Source organism: Solimonas aquatica, from assembly GCF_900111015.1.
GTDB classification, from domain to species: domain Bacteria; phylum Pseudomonadota; class Gammaproteobacteria; order Nevskiales; family Nevskiaceae; genus Solimonas; species Solimonas aquatica.
The window spans coordinates 110467-123214 of record NZ_FOFS01000008.1 but is presented as its reverse complement, the minus strand read 5'-3'; the positions used below and the strand labels follow the sequence as shown (position 1 = coordinate 123214).

General features: G+C 66.5%; 12 protein-coding genes. 4 read left to right on the top strand and 8 right to left on the bottom strand.

Annotated elements, in window-relative coordinates; translation table 11 throughout:
• Position 1: 1 nt before the first annotated feature.
• The 8 genes from BMY12_RS11155 to BMY12_RS20900 all read right to left on the bottom strand — a co-directional run bounded on the left by BMY12_RS11155 (position 2) and on the right by BMY12_RS20900 (position 6898).
• Entirely contained in the window at positions 2-2386 is a 2385-nt protein-coding gene (locus BMY12_RS11155) for an amidohydrolase family protein (RefSeq protein ID WP_093285952.1), read from the bottom strand.
• A gap of 89 nt (positions 2387-2475) precedes the next feature.
• Entirely contained in the window at positions 2476-2913 is a 438-nt protein-coding gene (locus tag BMY12_RS11150) for a protein YgfX (RefSeq protein WP_093285948.1), read from the bottom strand.
• A 17-nt stretch (positions 2914-2930) separates the two neighbouring features.
• Entirely contained in the window at positions 2931-3179 is a 249-nt protein-coding gene (locus tag BMY12_RS11145; RefSeq protein WP_093285945.1) for an FAD assembly factor SdhE, read from the bottom strand.
• Positions 3180-3242: 63 nt separating this feature from the next.
• Positions 3243-4028, bottom strand: a complete 786-nt coding sequence (locus BMY12_RS11140; protein ID WP_093285943.1) for a succinate dehydrogenase iron-sulfur subunit — start codon at positions 4026-4028, stop codon at positions 3243-3245.
• 18 nt (positions 4029-4046) lie between these two features.
• Positions 4047-5840, bottom strand: a complete 1794-nt coding sequence (gene sdhA, locus BMY12_RS11135; RefSeq protein ID WP_093285940.1) for a succinate dehydrogenase flavoprotein subunit — start codon at positions 5838-5840, stop codon at positions 4047-4049.
• A gap of 15 nt (positions 5841-5855) precedes the next feature.
• Positions 5856-6248: a succinate dehydrogenase, hydrophobic membrane anchor protein gene (gene sdhD, locus BMY12_RS11130; RefSeq protein ID WP_093285937.1), complete on the bottom strand. Its 393-nt coding sequence runs from the start codon at positions 6246-6248 to the stop codon at positions 5856-5858.
• A gap of 14 nt (positions 6249-6262) precedes the next feature.
• On the bottom strand, positions 6263-6664 hold the full coding sequence (gene sdhC, locus BMY12_RS11125; protein WP_177188953.1) for a succinate dehydrogenase, cytochrome b556 subunit: 402 nt from the start codon (positions 6662-6664) through the stop codon (positions 6263-6265).
• Between the two features lie 33 nt (positions 6665-6697).
• A complete protein-coding gene (locus BMY12_RS20900) occupies positions 6698-6898 on the bottom strand; it encodes a DUF1674 domain-containing protein (RefSeq protein ID WP_093285935.1) in 201 nt (66 codons plus the stop codon).
• A gap of 62 nt (positions 6899-6960) precedes the next feature.
• Between BMY12_RS20900 and ygfZ the strand changes: the two genes are divergently transcribed.
• The 4 genes from ygfZ (at position 6961) to BMY12_RS11100 (ending at position 12742) form a co-directional block, all read left to right on the top strand.
• Positions 6961-7890, top strand: coding sequence for a CAF17-like 4Fe-4S cluster assembly/insertion protein YgfZ (ygfZ, locus tag BMY12_RS11115; protein ID WP_093285932.1), 930 nt, complete (start codon positions 6961-6963; stop codon positions 7888-7890).
• Between the two features lie 125 nt (positions 7891-8015).
• Positions 8016-9557: a trypsin-like serine peptidase gene (locus BMY12_RS11110; RefSeq protein WP_093285930.1), complete on the top strand. Its 1542-nt coding sequence runs from the start codon at positions 8016-8018 to the stop codon at positions 9555-9557.
• Between the two features lie 95 nt (positions 9558-9652).
• Complete coding sequence (locus tag BMY12_RS11105) at positions 9653-11164, top strand: trypsin-like serine peptidase (RefSeq protein ID WP_143068929.1); 1512 nt, start codon at positions 9653-9655, stop codon at positions 11162-11164.
• Between the two features lie 102 nt (positions 11165-11266).
• Positions 11267-12742, top strand: a complete 1476-nt coding sequence (locus tag BMY12_RS11100; protein ID WP_093285924.1) for a hypothetical protein — start codon at positions 11267-11269, stop codon at positions 12740-12742.
• The last annotated feature ends 6 nt before the right edge of the window (positions 12743-12748 follow it).

Here is a 12748-nt window from a genome sequence, read left to right as displayed (position 1 = left end):
TTCAGCGCCCCCAGGCCTCGACCGCTTCCCAGTGGCGCAGATAGGCCTCGGCGGAGGAGAACAGCGCGCGCAGCGCCTGCTGCACCTGTTCCGGGCTGCGATCATCGGTGTAGCGCTGCAGGTCGGCGATCTGATCCGGATACAGGCCGTAGTGCGCCACACCGCGGCCGTCGTAGAGCCCGAACACCCGGTCACCGGTGACCTGTCTGTCGAAGCGCACGCGGCCATCCACCGAGGTGAAGGGATACAGCGGCGTGTCGGCCGGCGCGCTGTTGCCGGGCAGCGAGGCGATGCCGTTCACATCCGAAGCCAGGCCCGTGCTGACCATTCCCGCGACGCGATTCTTTGCCGGCCGCTGCTCGGCACGCAGCAGGCGATCCACCCAGGCGCCGCGTGAATCGGCAAAGCGGCTGATGGTGCCGCCGTCCGCCACCACGCGGTCCAGCAGTTCTTCCGAATACAGCCAGTCGTGGCTGCTGATCACGCCCGGATAGCCGCGCGCCTCCACCATTTCCAGAATGCGGTCCACGGTCTTGAGGCTGCTGTGGTCCACCTCGATGAACATGCGTTTCTGGATCAAGGCCTCGATCAGCGCCTCGCCCAGCGGCGTGAGCCCGCGCAGATTGCACAGGCCGTGCTCGGCGGCCGGCAGCAGCGGCGGCACCGGCAGCGCCTGACTCAGCTGTCCGTTCACGTACTCCAGCTGGCGCAGCAGCTGATCGACGATGCCCAGGGGATTGACCTGGTCCGGCGAGCGGGCGGCGCCGCTGTAACTCTCGGGGCAAGCCTCGAACTCGATGGGATGGCCGGTCTCCACCACATTGCCCACGTAGAGAATGGTGCCGATGCCCAGGCCTTCGTCCGGCACCACGCCGCCGTAGCCGTTGTCGAACTTGTGCACCGGAAAGATGTGGCGCACGCCGGCGGCATAGGCCGCATCCAGGCGTTCCAGCATCTGATCCTGGCTGCACTCGGCCTGTCCCAGGAACTCGCCGCAGTTGAACAGCTTGGAGACTTCCAGTCCCAGCACCATCGCCAGCTTGCCCTGCGCGATCACGCTGCGCGCCTGCGCCGGCGAGTCCACCAGACGCAGCCAGCCTTCGCCCGGCCCGCCGTTCTGCGCATCGATGTAGTCCTGCATCTGGTGGATGCGCTGCGCCTGCAGCCGCCAGTTCACCTCCATGTTGCAGTCGTTCTGCTTCTGCGGATTGATCTGGCAGAGCAGCTCGTTGCCGGTGAAATCATTGACCATCAGGCGCAGGCCGCCCAGCCAGGCGCGCTCCAGCCATTTGTAGTAGCTCTGGTGGTGCTGCAGGGAATCGTTGCGCGGCCAGAAGTTGTAGCTGGGCCAGCCGCGCGTCTCGTGCACGGGTCCGAGTCCGGAGGTGACGGTTTCCACCAGACCCAGCGCGCCCATGGGCCCGTGATTGACCGCGCAATCGTCCAGCGCGGCATCGACGCCGAACTTGTGGAACGGATCGCCATAGTTCACGCGCCCGCCGATGAACTCATACGCCGTGACGTGCGCGTGACCGTCGACAAAACCGAAGACATCCTCGCGCCTGATCCCCGAGGCATTCGGCCCCTGCGTGAACAGCGGCACCTCGCGCAGATAACGGGCCGGCCCGCGCGCATCGAGTAGCTGCGCGTTGGTACTGGCTTCCGGATAGGCATCGCAGCCGCTGGCGGCTTCGAGCCGAAAGTCCGTGGCGATGCCCGGCGTCTGCTTCGTGGTGAGCGCCAGCACGCCGTGCGAGGCGGCCAGCCATTGCCCGGTCACCGCCGAGCGCAGTTGGAAGCGTCCGGAGTCCAGCGCTTCGAGCTGCCACACCGCCAGATCGCTGGCGCGATGCACCATGGCCAGACTCGGTCGCACATCGATGCCGCCAAGCCCGCCGCCCACACCACCCACACCCTCGCCGATGTCGCGAATCACATTGCCGTCGGTGGACAGGGGATCGAGCACGATGGCGGTGATGTCGCCGACACCGCTGATCAGGTACGAAACCTCGCCGATGAAATTGCCCAGACCATCGAGAAACTCGCCACCCGGATCGCGGATGCCGAGCAGGGACTTGTCACCGCGCTCGCCCGGCGCGCGCCGATAGGCCGAGAGCAGCAGATACGAACCCAGCGCGGTGGGCTTGAAGTAGAAGCGCGCGGCCTGCGCGCGATCCGCCGTGAGCGCGTAATCCGAGGCCGCAGTATCGGCCTGCACATAGCCCGCCGCAGAGCCCAGGGTGTAGCAGCCATTGGCGAAGCTGTAGACGGTCTGCTGCGCGCGGGCCGGCGTGCTCCCGGGATCCTGCGGTGTGGTGCTGCTGCCGCAGGCCGACAGCAGCAGGCACCAGGCCATTGCTCCCACGGCAGATCGTCTGCTGGCCATGTTCCGCTCTCCCCTGGCGTCGCGCTGCTGAGCTGATTTTTCGCAGCAGCCTAGCCAAAGCCAGAGCCGGGGACGAATGTAAATTCAGCCTAGTCTGCTTTCGCGAGCCGCAGGCGGGCACGCAGGCGGCGCAAGGGCTCGGCCTCGGCCTCGCCACCCAGAATCAGGCGCGAGCAGCGTCTGCCGTCCTCGCCACGGAAATTCAGCACCAGCAGATGAGAATGCACCAGGCTGCCGGCCTGCAGCTGCACGCTCTGCTCACGGCCGCCGCGATACACCTGCCAGTCGCCGTTCTCGTGCCAGACGATGCGCTCGATGGCGCGCGGCCCGAAGCCCAGCATCGGATGCCGGCGCAGCCAGAACCAGGAAGCGGCAGCGGCGGCGAGCAGAACCATCAGCGGCAGACCCGGACGCAGCGCGAAAGGCAGCGCCGCGATCACCCCGATGTGCAGCAGAAACACCAGCTGCAGCGCGGCCAGCGAAGGCTTGAGCCGCAGATCCAGGGTCATGCCGGAGGCCTTGTTCATTCGCGGTGCTGCGCTTTTTAGCGATGGATGCGCAGCTGCTCGATCAGGGCCTCGTACTCGGCCGGCACCGCCTCATGGCCCATCACCCAGGCCCAGATGTCGGGGTCTTCGGCCAGCGTGACCAGGCGCAGGAACGCCGCCTTCTCTTCCACCGGCGCCTGCGCGAAGCGACTGGCGTAATAGCGCTCCATGAGCACATCCAGCTCCTTCATGCCCCGGCGCAGCAGCCAGCGCAGGCGACCATCGTTGGCAGGCGTGTTACTCATGTTGGCCCCTCGCGGAAACGACAAGGGCGGCAGCGCCGCCCTTGTCTGTGTTGCTGCAACGTCTCAAACCACGCGCTCCACCAGCATCTTCTTGGTCTCGGCGATCGCCTTGGCAGGATTCAAACCCTTCGGGCAGGTCTTCGAGCAGTTCATGATGGTGTGGCAGCGGTACAGCTTGAACGGATCTTCCAGGGCGTCGAGACGTTCGCCGGTGGCCTCGTCGCGGCTGTCCACCAGCCAGCGGTAGGCCTGCAGCAGAATCGCCGGACCCAGGTAGCGGTCGCTGTTCCACCAGTAGCTGGGGCAGCTGGTCGAGCAGCAGGCGCAGAGGATGCACTCGTAGAGGCCGTCGAGCTTGGCGCGATCTTCCTCCGACTGCAGACGCTCGCGCGTCGGCGCCGGGGTGTCGGTCTTCAGCCAGGGCTCGATGGAGGCCAGCTGCGCATAAAAGTGCGTGAGATCCGGCACCAGATCCTTGACCACCGGCATATGCGGCAGCGGATAGACCTTGGCATCGCCCTTGATCTCGTCGCAGGGCTTGATGCAGGCCAGGGTGTTGGTGCCGTCGATGTTCATCGCGCAGGAACCGCAGATGCCTTCACGGCAGGAGCGGCGGAAGGTCAGCGTGGCGTCGACCTCGTTTTTGATCTTGATCAGCGCGTCGAGCACCATCGGCCCGCAGGCCGCCATGTCGATCTCATAGGTATCGACACGCGGATTGGCGCCGGTTTCCGGATCATAACGGTAGATCTTGAAGGCCTTGACCTTCTTGGCACCGGCCGGCGCCTTGAAGGTCTTGCCGGCGCTCTTGTCGATCTTGGAGTTCTGGGGAAGCGTGAACTGAGCCATGTCGTGGCGCTCCGTCGATTAGTACTTGCGGGCAACGGGCGGAATGTGTTCCACCTCGTTGTCCAGCGGTTGCATGTGCACCGGGCGGAAGTCGATCTGCACGTCCTTGTCGCTGGTGCGCCAGGCGAGCGTGTGCTTCATCCACTCGTTGTCGTTGCGGTCCTTGATGTCGTCGCGCGCGTGCGCGCCACGGGACTCCTTGCGGTTCTCGGCGCCGACGATGGTCAGCAGCGCCTGGCCCAGCAGATTGTCCAGTTCCAGGGTCTCGACCAGGTCGGAGTTCCAGATCATGCCGCGATCGGTCACCGACAGATCGCTGGCGAAGTTGTCGATCACGCCCTTGAGCTTGACCACGCCTTCCTGCATGGTCGGACCGTCGCGGAACACCGCGCAGTGCTTCTGCATGGTCTTCTGCATGTCGAGGCGGATCTTCGCCGTCGGCGTGCCGCCCTTGGCATTGCGGAACTTGTCCAGACGCGCCAGGGCCTTCTCTTCGGAGGCGCCGGAAATCTTCTTGTGCGGGGTGTCGCGCTTGACCAGCTCGGCGGCGCGGATCGCGGCGGCGCGACCGAACACCACCAGGTCCAGCAGCGAGTTGGAACCCAGACGGTTGGCGCCGTGCACCGAGACGCAGGCCGCTTCGCCCACCGCCATCAGGCCCGGCACCACGCTGTCCGGGTTGCCGTTCTTCAGCGTCACCACTTCGCCGGTGTAGAGCGTCGGGATGCCGCCCATGTTGTAGTGCACGGTTGGCACCACCGGGATCGGTTCCTTGGTCACGTCCACGCCGGCGAAGATCTTCGCCGACTCGGAGATGCCCGGCAGGCGCTGATGCAGCACTTCGGGGCCGAGGTGTTCGAGGTGCAGATGGATGTGATCGGCTTCCTCGCCCACGCCGCGGCCTTCGCGGATTTCGGTGGCCATGGCGCGGCTCACCATGTCGCGCGGCGCCAGGTCCTTCACGCTCGGCGCATATCGCTCCATGAAGCGCTCGCCGCTCTTGTTGGTGAGATAGCCGCCCTCACCACGCGCACCTTCGGTGATCAGGCAGCCCGAGCCGTAGATGCCAGTGGGATGGAACTGCACGAATTCCAGATCCTGCAGCGGCAGGCCGGCACGCAGCACCATGCCGCCGCCGTCGCCCGTGCAGGTGTGCGCGGAAGTGGCGGAGAAGTAGGCACGGCCGTAACCGCCGGTGGCCAGAATCACCAGATGCGCGCGGAAGCGGTGCAGCTGGCCGGTGGCCATGTCCCAGGCCAGCACGCCCTTGATCGAACCGTCTTCGTCGGTGAGCAGATCCAGCGCGAAGTATTCGATGAAGAACTGCGCCTTGCACTTGAGGCTCTGCTGATAGAGCGTGTGCAGCATGGCGTGGCCGGTGCGGTCGGCGGCGGCGCAGGTGCGCTGCGCCGGCGGGCCCTTGCCGAACTCGGTGGTCATGCCGCCGAAGGGACGCTGATAGATCTTGCCTTCCGGGGTGCGCGAGAACGGCACGCCGTAGTGTTCCAGCTCGATGATCGCGGGGATGGCCTCGCGGGTCATGTACTGGATGGCATCCTGATCACCGAGCCAGTCGGAGCCCTTGACGGTGTCGTAGAAGTGCCAGCGCCAGTCGTCGCGGCCCATGTTGGCCAGCGCGGCGGAGATGCCGCCCTGCGCGGCGACGGTGTGCGAGCGCGTCGGAAACAGCTTGGTGATGTTGGCGGTCTTCAGGCCGGCCTCGGCCAGACCCAGCGTGGCGCGCAGACCGGCGCCACCGGCACCGACCACGATCGCGTCGTATTCGTGGTGAACAATCTCGTAAGCAGACATTTTTCTAGCGGTTCCTTAGCCCAGCGCCACTTTGAGCACCGCGAAGATGGCGGCGGCGGCGATGATCGCGTGGAGAAATTTGGAGATCAGCAGCAGGGTCAGGCGCGCGGCGTCACCGCCGGCGTAGTCCTCGATCACCACCTGCACGCCCAGCACCGAGTGGTACAGCGCGCTGGCCAGGAACAGCACCAGCACCACCGCCACGGACGGCGCCGACACCCAGTGATGCACGTCGGCGTAATCGCCGCCGGCCAGCTGCGCCACGGAGAACACGAACCACAGGCTCAAAGGGATGAGCGCCAGCGCGGAGACGCGCTGCACCCAGAAGTGATGCACGCCTTCCTTGGCGCTGCCCAGACCACGGGCGCGCGACAGCGGCGAACGGAGATTCTGCGAAGTCTTGGCCATGAGTCGGGCTCCGATCAGGCGGCGTAGGCCAGCGCCCAGGCGGCGCCGGTGAGAATCAGCGAGGCGACCACCACCAGATAGCCGGAGCGCTCGGCGGCCTTCAGCTCGAAGTTGGCGCCGATGTCCCAGAACAGATGGCGGATGCCGTTGCCCAGGTGGTACATGAGCGACCAGCTCCAGCCGAACAGCAGCACCTGGCCGTACCAGGCCGTGAGGTGCTTGGCGAAGGCGGCGTAGGTTTCAGGGCCGCCGGCCAGGGCGATCAGCCAGGCCGCCAGCAGTACGGTACCGAAGCTCAGGCCCATGCCGGTCACGCGGTGCACGAAGCTGAGCAGCGAGGTCCACTGGAATCGGTAGTACTGCCCCAGCATGAAGGGCGACAGCGGGCGTGTTGGTGCGGGTGTTTTACTGGTCATTCCGACTCCCTGTGGGACGTGACGATCGTTTTTCTAAAAATCGATGCAGCGCCCGTTCTTTTCCCAATCCCCATAGCGAGTGGGTTCGGGCCCGTCGCGGCGCCCCCCGATTTCGGCAACCGGCGGCGGGGCCGGCGACGGCACGGGCTGCTGCTTGAGCAGCTCCGCCAAAGGCAGAACCGGATCCGGACCTTGCGGTGGATCAGCGGGCGTTTTGGCGTCTGGTGCGGACATCACTCGTGGGAAAGCGGGCTATGCATCCATAATAGTGTGACAAATTTCCAGGTTATCCCGCAATGCAGCACGCCCCGACTGTCACGATTTGCGAACTGCCGCAGCTGGCCTGGCTGCGTCTGGACGGCCCCGACGCCGCCGGCTTTCTGCAGGGTCAGCTGAGCAACGATGTGCACAAGCTCAGCGCCGGCCAGGCGCAGCTGTCCAGCTACAACAGCGCCAAGGGCCGCATGCTGGCGGTGCTGCAGCTGATCCGCGACGGCGACGACATCCTGCTGGAACTGCCGCGCAGCCTGCTGGCGCCGACGCTGGCGCGCCTGAAGATGTTCGTGCTGCGATCCAAGCTGCGGCTCGCCGCCGACGAGCAGCTCGCCGCCCTGGGCCTGATCGGCGCCGGGGCCGCGCCGCTGCTGGCCCGGCTGGGCCTGCCGGAGCCGCAGACCGCCCTGGCCTGCGCGCGCACGGCGGACGGCCTGATCGTGCTGCGGCGTCTCGGCACCCAGCCGCGTTACAGCATCCTCGGGCCGCGCGAGCGCATCAGCGCGCTGCGCGAACAGCTCGGCGAGGTGCCTGCCGATCCGGAAATGCGCGCCTGGCGTCTGGCCGACATCGAGGCCGGCGTGCCGCTGGTGCTGCCGGAAACCCGCGAGCATTTCGTGCCGCAGATGGCCAATCTCGATCTGCTCGGCGGCATCAGCCTGGACAAGGGTTGTTACACGGGACAGGAAATCGTCGCGCGTCTGCACTACCTGGGACAGCTCAAGCGCCGGCTTTTCGTCGCGCGCGTCGAAGGTCCGCCGCCGCCGCCGGGCAGCGATGTCCATGTCGCGGATGAACCGCAGGCGGTTGGCGAGGTGGTCGACGCAGTGGCTTGCGATGCGCAGGGCTCGCTCGCCAGCATCGTGCTGCAGCTCTCGCAGCACGAGTCGCCGCTGCGCATCGCCGGGGCTGCGGCCACAGTGCTTTCTGGACCAGCGGTGAGTGGCGGCTGACCAGCGCGCGGGCTTTCGGGCAGCACGGATCAGCGGTATCAAAAGCAGGGACAAGCGTCAGCGAAAACGCTTATCGCGCCTTCGCGATGTGCCGATAAAAACTCCGTCACCAGCCGGAGTTTCCTGTGTCGCGCTTCGCTTCCGCCTTGCTGTTCGCCGTCGTGCTACCTCTCGGCGCGCAAGCGCATCCTGCAGCGCTGGATCATCTCGACAATGTCTCCCGCCTGCAGCTCGACAATGACCAGGTGCAGCGCGAGATCGAAAAGGTCAGCCTGCAGAGCAACCGCTATGCGGTCGCTCAAGACCTGCAAATTACGGACCAGGCCGGCAGCTGGGAAGAACGCGCCGACGGTTCGGCGCTGTGGCGTCTGCGTGTAGCGTCTACCGGCGCCGCCTCGCTGAGCCTGCACCTGAGCGGCGTGCACCTGCCCGCCGACGCCGAGCTGTGGCTGTACACCGCCGACGGCAATGACATGCAGGGCCCCTACACCGCCGCCGATGGCGACTCGATCTGGACAGCCATCGCACGCGGCGAGGAAGTGGTGCTGGAGGCCAGCATGCCGGCAGCGGCACGCGAGCAGTTCCAGCTGACCGTGGCGCAGGCCTTCCACGGCTATCGCGCGCTCGACAACGGCCTGTATCAACCCAAGGGCTACTTCGGCAGCGCCGGCGCCTGCACCATCGACACCGCCTGCAGCGATGGCGACAACTGGCGCCAGGAAATCCGCTCCACGGTGCTGGTGACCATCGCCAACACCACACTGTGCTCGGGCACGCTGGTGAACAACACCGCGCAGGATGATCGCGCGCTGATCCTGACCGCCAATCACTGCGGCATCACCAGCAGCAACGTCACGCAGACCAAGGCCTACTTCAACGTGCAGAAAGCCAGCTGCGGCGGCAGCAGCTCCGGCAGCGTGTCACAGAACATTGCCGGCAAGACCCTGCTGGCCGCGACCGCCAGCGGCAACAACACCGACTACTCGCTGTTCGAACTGGCCAGCAAGCCGCCCAGCAGCTACAACGCCTACTACTCGGGCTGGGACATCAGCGGTGCGGTGCCCACCTCCGGCGTCGGCATCTCGCATCCGGCCGGCGACGACAAGAAGATCAGCACCTTCTCCAGTCCCGCCAGCCTCTACGGCAGCATCTGCATCGGCACGCTGGGCGTGGGCAATGTCTGCGTGGGTTTCACCATCAAGGCGCTGGCCATCAACTGGTCGCGCGGCGCCACGCAGGGCGGCTCCTCGGGCTCGGGCCTGTGGAATGAAAATCACCGCATCGTCGGCACCCTGTCCGGCGGCACCAGCGGCTGCGCCAGCAGCAATTCCAGCCAGACCAATGGCGGCACCGATATGTACGCACGCCTGGACATGGCCTGGGCGGCCACCAGCGTCACCGGCAATACCCTCAAGTCGGTGCTCGACCCCTTGAGCAGCAGCTGCTCGGGCATCGACGGCAAGACCCCCGGCAGTTCCGATGTCGCCACTTGCGCAAGTGGCAGTGGCAGCAGCTCGGGTGGCAGCAGCAGCAGCAGCGGCAGCTCCGGCAGCTCGAGCGGCGCGGGCAGCAGCGACGCTTCGGGTGGCGGTGGCAGCTGGGGCTTCGGACTGCTGCCGCTGGCGCTTCTGGCACTTTGCACGATTCCGCGACGGCATCTGCGGTGATCAAGAAAAACTCAGCATGGATCGTGACGAACGGCAAAGAGAAATATTGCGCGCCTGCCTAGAGTCGGAACCTCGACTCCCACTGCAGGGCTGCGATGCGCATTGTCATCGTCTTGTGGATGGTGCCGTTGTTATGTCAGGCCTATACGCCGCCGGCAGAGACGGGCGCGATTCCTGCACTGACACTGGCCGCGACACAGCCCGCCCCTGATGCCGTACTGCCGGCGCTTCAACCCTATCAATACGCGCAGGCCCAGAATCTTGATGCCGATGTCTCCTCCGGCAGCTGGTCGCAGGACAGCAACGGCCTCTGGCACTGGCGCCTGCGCCTGAGCGCTCCGGGCGCGCTGTCGCTGGCGCTGCGGCTGCAGTCGCTGCAATTACCGGAGCAGGCCGAGCTGTGGTTCTACGATACGGCAGGCCGCGATGTGCAAGGCCCTTTCACGAACGCCGACGGCGATAGCCTGCTGACACCGCTGGTGCGCAGCGATGAGGCGGTGCTCGATGCGAGCATGCCGGCCAAGGCACGTGATTCCTTTGCGCTGCGGCTCACGCAGATCTTTCTGGGCATCCGGCCGCTGTTGCTCGACGACTACGCCAAGAGCGCCTTCGGCACCGCCGGTGCCTGCACGATCGACGTGGCCTGCAGCGACGGTGACGCCTGGCGCGACGACATCCGCTCCGTGGTGCTGATCACCATCGAAGGCACCACCTTGTGCACCGGCACGCTGATGAACAACACCGCGCAGGACGACCGTGCCCTGATTCTGACCGCCGAGCACTGCGGCGTCGACGCCAGCACGGTGTCGCAGACCCGCGCTTACTTCAACGTGCAGAAATCGCGCTGCGCAGGCGGCAGCTCGAGCGGCATCACGCAGAACATGACCGGCGCGCGCGTGCTGGCCGCCAGCACCACATTGAGCAATACCGACTACACGCTGTTCGAACTCAGCGGCAAGCCGCCGCTGACCTACAACGTCTATTACGCGGGCTGGGATGTCACGGGCGCGGTGCCCGCCTCGGGCGTCGGCATCTCGCACCCGTCCGGGGACGACAAGAAGATCAGCACTTTTTCCAGCCCGCCCTCCTCGCAGAACAGCATCTGCATCGGCCTGCTCGGCGTGGGCAATGTCTGCGTGGGCATCACCATCCGCGCCTGGTCGGTCAGCTGGTCGCGCGGCGCCACACAGCCCGGCTCTTCGGGCTCGGGACTGTGGAATCCGCAGCATCGCGTGGTAGCCACCCTGTCCGGCGGCAATGACGGTTGCTCCAGCAGCGATCCCAGCCGCAGCAATGGCGGCACAGCCGTGTATCAGCGCCTGGATCTGGCCTGGTCGGCAGCCAGCAGCACCGGCACCAAATTGCAGGCACTGCTGGACCCGCTCAATACCGGCTGCACCGGTCTGAGCGGCAAGAATTACGGCAATGCCAGCACCTCCGGCTGTGGCAGTGTTCCCGGCAGCAGTGGCCAGGATTCCGGGGGTGGCGGTAGCAGCAGCGGTGGGGGTGGCGGTGGCGGCGGCATGGGCCTGCTGGGCCTGCTGCCGCTGCTGGCCCTGGGCACGCTGCGTCACGCCAGACGTGCCACAGGCTCGGGGGCACCCTGACAGCCGCGACGCAATAGCCGGCAGACGATTGGACCCGCAGCATCTAAAGTCCGGTGCCAGCGCGCTGCTATAGTCGGCGGCGTGGCGTGCAAGGGGACAGGGATGCGCACACTGCTGTGGCTGTTGGCGATCGGGCTGCCATTGAACGGGCTGGCCTACACACCGGATTTGAGCACGCTCAGCGGCGTGCCCAGGCTGCAGCTCGACGCGGCGCAGGTACAGACCGCGCTGAACAGCCTGAATGACGACGCCCGCCATTACGCGGTGGCGCAGTCGGTGGACGCCGGTACCGAGAGCGGCAACTGGACGCAAGGCAGCGACGGTCTCTGGCATTGGCGACTGCGTGTCGTCTCCAGCGATGCGGTGTCGCTGGCGGCGCGGATCGACGCGCTGCAGCTGCCCGAGGGCGCGGAGCTCTGGTTCTACACCAGCAAGGGCGAGGATCTGCAGGGCCCCTACAGCAGCAGTGACAACGGCGAGCTGTGGACCGCACTGGTGCGCAGCGAAGAAGCGGTGCTGGATGCGCGCATGCCGGACAGCGCGCGCGCCGCCTTTGCCGTGCACCTGGCCCAGGTTTTCCACGGCTACCGCTCGTTCAGCGAAGCCTATCCAGCCAAGAGCGCTTTCGGCACCTCCGGCGCCTGCACGGTGGATGTGGCCTGCCCTGCCGGGGACGGCTGGCGCGATGAAATCCGCTCGACGGTGCTGCTCACCATCGGCGGCACCACGCTGTGTTCGGGCAATCTGATCAACAACACGGCGCAGGACAACCGCGCCCTGGTCCTCACTGCCAACCACTGCGGTCTCAACGCACTCAACGTCGCCAGCAGCCGCGCCTATTTCAACGTACAGAAGTCGGCCTGCGCCTCGGGCAGCGAAGGCTCGGTCAAGCAGAACATCGCCGGCCGCCGGCTGCTGGCCTCCTCGGCCAGCGGCACGCGCAGCGATTACAGCCTGTTCGAATTGCGCAGCGTGCCGCCGGGCAGCTATCAGGTCTTCTACGCCGGCTGGGATGTCAGCGGCGTAGCGCCCAGTTCCGGCGTCGGCATTTCGCATCCCGCCGGCGACGACAAGAAGATCGCGGTCTTCGACAGCGGCGCGCAGGCGGTTTCGGACTTGTGCGTGGGCTCGCTGGTCGGCGCCACCTGCACCGGTTTCAGCATCGATGCCTGGGCCGTGCGCTGGACACTGGGCGACACCGAAGGCGGTTCTTCCGGTTCCGGACTCTGGAGCCAGAACCATCGCATCGTCGGCACGCTCACCACCGGCAACAGCGCCTGCATGGGCAGCGTCAACAACAATGGCGGCACGGACTATTACGCCCGACTGGATCGCGCCTGGACGGCGCTGAGCAGCACCGGCAGCACGCTCAAGCAGGTGCTGGATGCCAATGGCAGCGGCTGCACCAACCTCGCCGGCCGCGATGCCGCCAGCAACAGCAGCGCCTGCGCGAGCAGCGCCAGCACTGCCAGCAGCAGTGGCGCCAGCGCCGCAGCCACCAGTGGTGGCGGCGGCAGCGCCGGCGGGCTGTTGCCGCTGCTAGGTCTGCTGCTGCTTCGCCGCCGCCGGATGAACTAGCGGCGT